We start from the raw sequence: 9,349 nt of genomic DNA, 5'->3' as shown, positions 1-9,349 counted from the left end.
ATACCTCTTGGCCGACGAATTTTATTTAGGGCTGTTCGGAGTCCAAGATCCACGCTGGGTTACCAGCCCCATTCTCCGGATACCCTGTTGCCGCGTCCGGCCTTCCACAAGTAGTAGCGCTCGAAGGCCTTTTTGGCCCACAGCCAACGTCGGCCCGCACTGACACGGGCAAGGTTGCGTGGCGGACGGAAGGGGTCCGCCTCGATTAGAGCTGCCCGATCGCCCATGTCCAGGATACATTCGGCCCGTAGCGGGTGGGCCATCTTTCCTTCACCCCGCACCTCGGCGGCGATATTGTGAGCGGCCATTGTTGCCATCTGCTCTGTCATATGACCGGTCTTGGGGAAGTTCACGGGAACCGGCAGATCGTCGACGGGCGGAAACGCCACTGCGACCCCGACCGCGTAGATATGGGCCACCTCCTGATGCCGATAGTGTTCATCCACCGGCACGAAGCCCTTGGGATTGGCAAGACCGGGTGACGCGGCGATGGCCCGCACACCAGCCAGCGGCGGGATAATGAGTGAGAATGCGGATTCAAAGCTGGTTCCGTCGTCGAGCTCCACTGCGGAGTCGGTGAGCTTGGATACGGCCACGGAGGTAAAATAGGGAATATCTCTCTGCTCGAATTCTCCTTCGAGGAACTGCCGTGCCCGACCTACTCCGGCTACGCCGAAATGCCCGAGAAACGGCTCAGGGGTAACGAAAACGATGGGCACCTGGTGGCGCATGCGCCGCCGACGCAGAAGGTAGTCCACCTGGAAGAGAAACTCGTAGGCTGGACCGATACAACTCGCCCCGGGTGCACAACCGATAACCATCGGTCCGGGGGCTTCCAGAAACGTCCGCAACGCATCCCTTGCCTCTTCTGTCTCCGGCGGCGACATCAGCGAATGTCCGGGACCGTCGAACGGTCCGAGACCGGGAACGGCCTCGTTGGCACTGCGGTGTCCCGTGGCGATGACAAGCCAGTCGTATGAATAGGTCTCACGGTCGGTGAATACCTGCCGGGATTCGCGATCGATGTGCGATGCCGTAGCCTGCACAAACTCGATCCCCTTGCGCTCGAGGGGCCCAGCGAGCTCAAAGCGGATCTGTTCGAGGCTCCGGGACCCTGTTGCCACCCATGGCAGGGATGGAATGAAGGTGAATTGCGGCTCCTTGGAAATGAGTACGATATCGCACTCACGGACTGAGAGCCGTTTGCGTAATTCATAGGCCGTTGTCAGACCGCCGAACGATCCGCCCAGGATAACAATCTTCATCTTCGGACTTCCTCGATCTGTGAGCCGCAATTCAGCCTTGTCGTGAGGTAAGCGGGACAGCTGGGACGGCGTTAGAACACCAGGACCTTATCTGCTTCCAGCGTACGCTCGGTGAGCTCGTCCATCGTGCTGCGGCGCGCGCCTTCGACCAAATCCTCGTCGGTAAGGCCGCGCGCATCCATGCAGGTACCGCAGAGCAGCACCTCACCGCCGCGAAGCACCGACTTCACCATCAGCTCCAGGTTGTAATAACCTTGTGGCACCTTCTGGCCATGCCGGGTGCAAGCCACCGCATCTGCCATTAGGAACACCGTCACCTCCGCCCCCTTTTTGGCCAAGGTCTTGGCGAGACGCAGGCCGTTGTAGCTGCGCTCGGTGCCATAGGGGGGGTCATTGAGAATCAGTAGGATTTTCATATAAAGTCGCTCCTATTTTGAACGGGCATCTGCGAAGGGTCGGCGTACCGCTCCATTCACCCCACCCACGGAAGAAAGAGCGGCGAGGAAGGTGAGTAACGCCGTCGGTGGTGGCGGTCGAGTTCCACGAGTTCCAAAGGAACCACGACCGCGAAGAACTGAAGAGCGCAACAGCCGCGGACAGCGGCTGCATAGGGCCTGAATGATAAGGAGACAATTCAGTTGCTCTTCTTTACTCTTAGGTCCCGCTGCTGACACTCCGATTTTATACTGGCATCAATGCGATCAAACTTTCAACCATTGCATGTCGCCAAAGGGGAGAAAAATGACCAAACCATCAATTACCCTAACGGTGCTTTGTCTGTTGGTCGCCGTTTCGAGTGTGGCACTGGGCGATTTCGAGCTGACCGACAATATCCGTGTCAACGGATTCCTTCAGAATCGAACGGCGTTCAACCTCGACGAGGATCCCTATATCGGCGAGGAGGCCTGGAGCTCGGACAGGTCCTCCGCTCACGCGGCGGGAAACGTTCTGAGGTTTGAGAATGCCGCGCGTCTGTTCTTCAACGGCGAGCTGGGCACGGCGGCCTCCTGGCATGCCGACATCAATCTGATCTATGACACCCAGGGCGTCAACCAATACTGGCGTGGGCATGAGAACTATACCCAGTACGATTATCTGCGCGAGCTCTATCTGGATACGGAGCTCGCCGGCATCGACCTGCGGCTCGGCAAACAGCAGCTGGTGTGGGGAACCGCCGACGGGATCAAGCTCCTGGACATCATCAACCCCACCGACTTTCGCTGGTGGAATCAAGACCCCATGGAAGACGCCCGCATCCCGGTCTGGATGGCCGTAGCGGAACGCAATCTGGGCAGCAACGGCAACCTCCAGGCCGTGGTCTCCCAGCGCCGGCAGAACATCATTCCGGGGCTGAGAAAGGGCGAGCACGGGGTGCGGTCCGTGGCCTTCGTGCCACCGTCCGGGCCCTCCGCGCCCCCGGGCGCGGACAATTCGCGGTTGTTCGGGACCGACCAGGGCCATGCCTTCATCATGAAAGGCGTGGATACCATCACCGGCAAGGTCAACGGATTCGCCAACATCGGCGCCGCCATGGGGGCGGTGACCACCACCTTCTACGGCGACGGCTTCCTGCCGATGCCGACGAGCACCTTTACCAATCCCCTGGGCGGGCTCAATCCGGCGCTTCCCGAGCTCAACACCGTGGGCTCCTTCACCAATCTGACCGCGGCCCAGACGCCGGCCGCCTGCCGCGGCGTCAATGGTGCCGCCTGCCTGAAGAACTTCACGGAATTCACCAACGGCAATATCACCAACCTCACGGACGCCGACCCGGTTACCGGGGCGGGTTGGGATACCGCAAATCCCGATTCGACCTGGGAATACATGCCGAACACCACCCTCGCGACCTTTGCCGCCTTTACCGGCATGACCACCAGATACCAACGGGACTATCCAGGCGACACCGACGTCAATCTGGGCCTTCGCTACCGCGGGAATCTGGATAACGGCCTCAACTTCAGCCTCAACTACCTGTATGCCTATGATCCCAACCCTGCCGTGCAGATCCACTGGGCGGACCCTAACACCGGCGAGAAGCTCCAGGTGGTCGATGTGACCTACCAGGGCCCTGCCGGGGAATTGCACACCTTGCAGGTCAAGAACAGCGCCGGTAAGTTCTACGGCGCGCCCGCCGTGGATTACAGCGAGGTCGGAAATCGTGCCGGGCTTACGGATGTGACTGCCGCCAACTATGCCGGATCGGCACCCCAGCTGGTGTTCGAGGAGACCCTGAACCGTATCCACAACATCGGGGCCTCCTTCGACTATGCCTGGGACTTGGATTTAGGCGATGCCCCGGTGGTGCTGCGGGGCGAGTTTCTGTACCAGAAGGACGTGCTGAGCCCGGTCATCGACCGCCATGCCCTGAGCTACGGGCACCTGACCGAAGCACTCAAGATGGAAAAGGGAGATTATTTCAAGTATGTGCTCGGCGCCGACTTCACCTTCTTCACCAATCTGGCGGTGAGTGGGCAGTTCATCCAGTTCACCAACCTGGATTACGTCGACGAGGTCCGATCCAGGGACCCGGTGACAGGCCAGAAATTCAGCCGCTACACAGGCGATCAGGCGACCCTCCACCTCGACAACGGGCTGAAGCGGGGTTACGAGCACAAGCGCTTCGGCTCCCTGTTCCTGTCCAAGCCCTTTGGTCCGTCGCAAGAGCACCGCATCAACAACATCGCCATCTTCGAGGAAGGCGGCGGCTGGTGGAATCGCCTGGATCTGGAGTACACCATCCGCGACGAGCTGCTCGCCACCCTGGCCTGGAACCACTACTGGGGCAGCGAAGACACCCTGTTCGGACAGTTCGGCAAAGCCTCGAACATCCAGCTGGGCATCAAATACCTGTTCGAATAACCCCCATTGGGCTGGTATACCTTTCGGAGCTTCTGAATACGTTGGGAACCCTGGGGACTGCTGACATAATTGTCGTGCCAACCGCTAATGGGACAAGATTCACAGGATTTCCAGGATTAACAGGATGTTATAATTGACTATTCGGAAAAATAATTCTGGAAATCCTATGAATCCTGTACCAAACGATATTGGAGGTAAACATGGGACGAATAATTGCACATGTCTCCGTCAAAAATCTTTTCGATCCCGAATCTGTTGTTCGTTGTGATGCGTTAGTCGATACAGGCTCGGCGCATATGGTGTTTCCAACAGCCTGGAAAGAAAGGCTCGGCAAACTCAATACAATTCGAGAAATCGATTGTGAGACCGCAATCCAACAATTAGTGAAAGGTGAGGTCTGCGGCCCGGTAGAAATCAAAATCGAGGGGTTCGATCCCGTTTATAGCGAGATTCTGTTTCTTGACATGGAACCGGAAGATGGTGTTTATGAACCATTAATCGGTTACATTATTCTTGAACAATCCCAGATAGCCGTTGATATGCTGGGACACAGACTGATTCATGTTAAGCAGGCAGATCTGAAAAAATCATAGCCCGCGTAGGGCGGATAAGCTTGCGCCATCCGCCGTATGCCAACCACCTCCGTCGCCTTGGCCTGACCCGACCTACGGGCTGCCACCCGCCACCATCCGGCGGGTGACGGCGCGCCCACCGCCGCGGCAATCGCGGCGGCTGGCGCACGCGCCTGACCCGCCCTACAAGCTCCGCTCGGGACAAGGTTTCATGACGCTGGAGCGTCTGGATTCGCTCCCACGCTGGAGCGTGGGAGCCAGAGAACGAATATTTCCAGCAACGCCTGGCGGCGATCGACCAGCTGATCGCGGAGCGGCGGTGAGACTTCGGTGCGCACTCGCCCTTTTTCACCGCATGAGCCAAACCGTCCCTTGGTGGGTCCGAGTGCCTCGTTTCATCAAAATTTTATGGTAAAACCAGTTCCTGGCATCTCGACCGCAGGGAGCTGTCATCCCGAGCGTAGCGAGGGAGCTTCGGCGATAAGACAACCACTAAAGTTACAAGATTTCTCGCTTCGCTCGAAATGACAACAAGCAAAACGCAAATCGGTCGCAATCGGCCACTATCATCGACCATTCTTGGTCCATTTGCGCTCATTTGCGTTTATTTGCGGACAAATTTTCCGTTTCCCTCCGAATAAAAAGCGGCCATGCCAGACCCCCAAATGCCTAATCCCGTCCGGAACCAAGAACGCCTGGCGGATCGCTATGCCCGTTTCGTGATCCGCCGGCGGCGGTTCTTTATCTTCTCGATCCTCACGCTCACCCTGGTCCTGTCCTGGTTCATCAAGGATCTGGATGTCCGCAACGACCCGGATACCCTGCTGCCGCCCGCCAACCGCTATGTGGCGACCAACGCCTACACGGAGCGACACTTCGGCATGGGCAACCTCATGGTGTTCGCCCTCGAAGTCAAGGCGGGGGACATCTATCAACCCTGGTTCATCAATAAGATGCAGGCGTTGCACTGGCGGTTGGAGTCCCTACCCCATTCCCGACCCGAGAACTTCATCGATCTGGCGGCGAAGAAGATCAAATACATGGGGGCCGACGCGAACGGGCTGGTCTTCAAACGGTTGATTCCCACCGCCGGCATCAGCGAAGACGACCCGGCGCTGGCACGGACTCAGCTCGCCTTCCTCAAGGCGGGCATCGAGACCAACCCGGTGCTGGCGCCGATGCTGGTCTCGATGGTGACGCCGGAGGGGGAGAAATGCGCCTTCGGCGAGTATGAGCAACGGCAGTGCGTCGCCAAGGCCGCCTACATCATTGCCGACTACACGGACGGGGTAAAAGAAATTTACCTGCCCTGGGTCAGGGAGGTGCGGGCCATCATGGAGGAATTCGCCGCGGACGACCGGGTCGAATTGCTGGTAGCGGGCGAGCCCTATTTCCTGGCCTGGATGTTGCTCGACCTGCTCGAACACTGGTGGCTGTTCGTCCTGTCCCTCCTGATCGCCGCCGCCGTCCTCTGGTACGAGTTTCGCAACTGGCGCGGCGCCCTGTTCCCCCTCCTGGGGGTCGGTGCCACCATCCTGATGACGCTCGGGATCATGGGTCTCACCCAGTTCAAGCTCACCACCATGATGGTCCTTACCCCCATGCTCCTGCTCGCCATCGGCATCGGGCACTCGGTACAGGTCGCCCGGCGCTTCATACAGGAGCAGGCCAGATACGGGGATAACCGGCGTGCGGCCCAGGCAGCCATCGGCCACACCATGATCCCCGCCACCCTCTCCATCATTACCGACATGGTGGGCTTTGCTACCCTGTCCACGGTGGACATCTCCTTCTATAGGGCCTATGCCTATTTCGGCATGTTCGGCATGCTCACCCTGCTGTTCACCACCACCACCCTGATTCCGCTCCTCATGCTGAGCTTTCCGTGCGCGCGGGCCGGGATATCCGACACGCACACCTGGGGGCATAAGGTGGGCGGCCCGCTGGCCGGCCTGCTGACCGGTCCCGGTAAGTGGCTGCCCATCGGCCTGGTGGCGGTGATCCTGGTCGTATCCGGCCACTACACGCGGATTACGGAAGGCACCCTGGACGACCCCATGCCGGGCGTGGAGAAGGGCATCGATTACTCACGCGCGGCCTTCAAGCGGGAATCCGACACCATCGACCAGCTGCTCGCGCTCAACCGGATCATGCCCGGCGTCATCTCGGTGACCATCCCCATCCGCGGCAAGGAACCCACCGTGCCCGAATGCGTCACCGATTTCTATCCGGAAGCGCTACTCGCGATCCAAGACAAGCAGGCAAGGCAGGCCGCCTGTACCGCTCAGAAGGAAAAGCTGGGCTGTTGGGACGCGGAGGTCTGCGGGGCCCAGGGGGTCTTCAATAATGCAGCCGTCCTGGCCGACATCGAGGCCATGGAGAACTGGATGCGCAATCATCCCGCGATCGGCTTTACCGGCTCCTATGCCCAATACGTGCGTCTGGTCAATATGCTGTTGGCGGCCGAGCCGGGAGAGCAGCCGCGTATCTCCGACCTGCGCATCCCGACCCTGGCCTATCTGAGAGCCATGGACCCGGACGACGACCGGGACCCGGACGCGATCGTCCAGCTCTTCAACGGCCTGCTCGAGACCATGACCGAGGAAGGCGATATGGACGCCTTCGTGGCCAGAGATTGGAACCGGGGCGTGATCATGGGCTTCATCAACACCATGCACCCCCAAGAGACCCACGCGGTTACCATGGTGATCCAGGATTATGTGGAGGAGCACAAGAATGACCTGGGATTCAGGCAGGTCCACTTCGGCCTGCGCTGCCGGGACACCAGCTGCGATGTGGGAGCGCCGGCGGCAGCGGGGGCGGACTATGTCCGGCCCGGCATCGGCGGCTTCCTGGGCGCCACCGAAGCGACCCGCGAAGTGGCCCTGGACAATTGGCTCACCGGCCCCTTGCTGACGGCCGCCGCCGTATTCGTGATCGCGGCCCTCATCTTCCGCTCCCTGCTGGTCTCAGGGATCCTGATGGTGATGCTGCTCATTACCCTGTTCGCCCAGTATGGTCTCGGGGGCTACCTGACCTCCGTACAGAACTGGTCCGGCAACCTGGCCTTCCATGTCCAGGTAGCCCTGTCTATCGCTATGGGACTGGGGATCGACTACGGCATCTACATGCTCTCGCGTCTGCATGAAGAAATGCGGGCCAGCGGCAACGACTGGGCGATCGCCCTCCGCCGGACCCTGGATACCACCGGCTCCGCCGTGCTGATCTCGGTCGTGGTCTTGATCGCCGGCTTCATTCCCTTGATGAACACCCATCTCGCCAATACCTGGAGCGTGAGCCTGTATATCAGCGTCGCACTGGTCATCGACGTGATTGCGGCCCTGACCCTGCTGCCCCTGATGGTGCGTTGGCTAAAACCCCACTATGTGTTCGGCAGTGCCCATAACACGTAGGATGCGGTGAGCGCGGTGGTTCTGAGCTTATCGGACAGTGCATACCTTCCCCGCGCGAACCGCATCGATTAGAGCCAAGGCGCCGAGGTGACAGACCTTTGGTCAACCCATGCGCTGTGGCCGTCCTTAAGGGAAAACAACGAATCACGCGCATCCTCGCGCATGGATTCGCGCTGATGCGCGCGATGCGTCGTTTCTCCCCTTTTTTGTCGACCGCTAATGCTTAACTTAATGGCATTGGATTGTGCCCACCGCCGATTCACCTAGCTTCAATTCTGAACCGCAAAGGCGCAAAGGGTAAAGCTCAACGTATTTGAGCATAGGAAAATACGGGCAGGATGGGGTGAGCGCAGCGAACCGCATCTTTGGAGTGCGCACGCCCCGGGGAAGGATTTCTTCGCTCACATCAGGCTGACGGCAAGCGGAACCGTCAGAGCAATCCTGAATGGGTAGTGGTTAAGCTTTAAATGGAAACATCGCCACTCGCAGTGGGTTGGGCACGCCCCACGCAGCACCCCCTCTCCCTCCGAGGGTATCGCAAAAGTCGGTAGTGGTTAATATCTAAGTTGTAACATGACCAACGGCACTGGCCGCTATGCCCCCTCTCCCTTCCGGGAGAGGGTTGGGGAGAGGGGATCAAAAAGATGAACCGCTCTACTTTAACACTTATGAATTTACCACTACCCAAAAGTCCTTTCGAACCACAGAGGACACAGAGCGCACCGAGAAAGGCACCGACCAATTCTCTGCGCTCTCTGTGTCCCCTGTGGTTTAGACTTCACAGACCGGCAGCTGATGCCACCGTTTTTGCGACACCCTCCCGGCGGGAGCGGGGCTTTTGCGACACCCTCGGCGGGAGAGGGGCGAAGCTCGTAGGTTGGGCAAAGCTCGTAGGATGCGGTGAGCGTGGCAGGTCTTACAAGGATAGCATCACGAGGAGGCGCGAACCGCATCAATGAACGCCTGGCCAGCGGCAAACCGCATCTTTGGACGGCGGCGTGCCCAACAAATCGTTTAAATATTAACCACTACCCGCGTAGATACTCGTTGGTTTCAAGAGGCCACGGCAATTAGCCGCGTAATACTTCGCTGCGTGGGACCGCCGACATCCTGTCGGCCCGCTTCAATGAGGCCACGGCGATTAGCCGTGGAATACGCGGCAGGTGCGAGTCCGGATCGCCCCCCCGCGGGCTTCAATGCAATGCCATTAAGTTAAGCTTCAAAACCCCTCTCCCGGCGG

At 59.3% G+C, this 9,349-nt stretch carries 5 protein-coding genes; 3 read left to right on the top strand and 2 right to left on the bottom strand.

All coding sequences use genetic code 11. The annotated features are described in order from the left end of the window. Window positions 1-59: 59 nt before the first annotated feature. Window positions 60-1,265, bottom strand: a complete 1,206-nt coding sequence (locus E1958_RS18810; protein WP_133513237.1) for an NAD(P)/FAD-dependent oxidoreductase — start codon at window positions 1,263-1,265, stop codon at window positions 60-62. 71 nt (window positions 1,266-1,336) lie between these two features. Beyond that, on the bottom strand, window positions 1,337-1,681 hold the full coding sequence (locus tag E1958_RS18805; protein WP_133513236.1) for a DsrE/DsrF/TusD sulfur relay family protein: 345 nt from the start codon (window positions 1,679-1,681) through the stop codon (window positions 1,337-1,339). 325 nt (window positions 1,682-2,006) lie between these two features. Between E1958_RS18805 and E1958_RS18800 the strand changes: the two genes are divergently transcribed. The 3 genes from E1958_RS18800 to E1958_RS18790 all read left to right on the top strand — a co-directional run bounded on the left by E1958_RS18800 (window position 2,007) and on the right by E1958_RS18790 (window position 8,109). Continuing rightward, window positions 2,007-4,124 (top strand): DUF1302 domain-containing protein, encoded by a 2,118-nt coding sequence (locus tag E1958_RS18800; RefSeq protein ID WP_133513235.1) that lies wholly within the window; start codon window positions 2,007-2,009, stop codon window positions 4,122-4,124. 200 nt (window positions 4,125-4,324) lie between these two features. Continuing rightward, window positions 4,325-4,717: a hypothetical protein gene (locus E1958_RS18795; RefSeq protein WP_133513234.1), complete on the top strand. Its 393-nt coding sequence runs from the start codon at window positions 4,325-4,327 to the stop codon at window positions 4,715-4,717. A gap of 644 nt (window positions 4,718-5,361) precedes the next feature. Then, window positions 5,362-8,109: an efflux RND transporter permease subunit gene (locus E1958_RS18790; protein WP_133513233.1), complete on the top strand. Its 2,748-nt coding sequence runs from the start codon at window positions 5,362-5,364 to the stop codon at window positions 8,107-8,109. Window positions 8,110-9,349: the final 1,240 nt, after the last annotated feature.

The organism is Candidatus Thiosymbion oneisti, from assembly GCF_004359955.1.
Taxonomy (GTDB): Bacteria; Pseudomonadota; Gammaproteobacteria; order Chromatiales; family Chromatiaceae; genus Thiosymbion; species Thiosymbion oneisti.
This window is presented reverse-complemented; position numbering and strand designations above follow the sequence as displayed.